We start from the raw sequence: 343 nt of genomic DNA on the forward strand, positions 1-343 counted from the left end.
CGGATCCATGCTGGGGCGGCCATTGTCTGCACTGTATTTATGGATCACAAGATCATAGATAAAACTCCTGTCGATTGCCTGGTCAATCAGGCGCAGCAGATGATCCTGCGGAACAAGGTCATCCATGCAGAACATCTGAATCTGCTCTCTTTTCTTATCTGCATTCTGTGTCATCATAGGAAACACCGCCTTTATTTTGATACTTTCATTATACCAAAAAAGTAGTGAAAAGTCCCGTAAATACGGCATTTTCACTACTTCTTATATGCTTGTAAGTACATAATTTTTGCAGTCATGACACAAGAAAAGCTCCCTCACAGGAAGGAGCTTTGTCTACAGCCTG

Annotated in this window: 1 pseudogene; it reads right to left on the bottom strand. The window is 42.3% G+C overall.

Annotation, left to right across the window (positions count from 1 at the left end):
- Positions 1-177 (bottom strand): annotated as a pseudogene (locus tag DW835_RS07410) (IS5/IS1182 family transposase); the annotation flags it as partial.
- Between the last annotated feature and the right edge of the window lie 166 nt (positions 178-343).

This window comes from Clostridium sp. AM34-9AC (assembly GCF_003480225.1).
Lineage (GTDB): Bacteria > Bacillota > Clostridia > Lachnospirales > Lachnospiraceae > Acetatifactor > Acetatifactor acetigignens.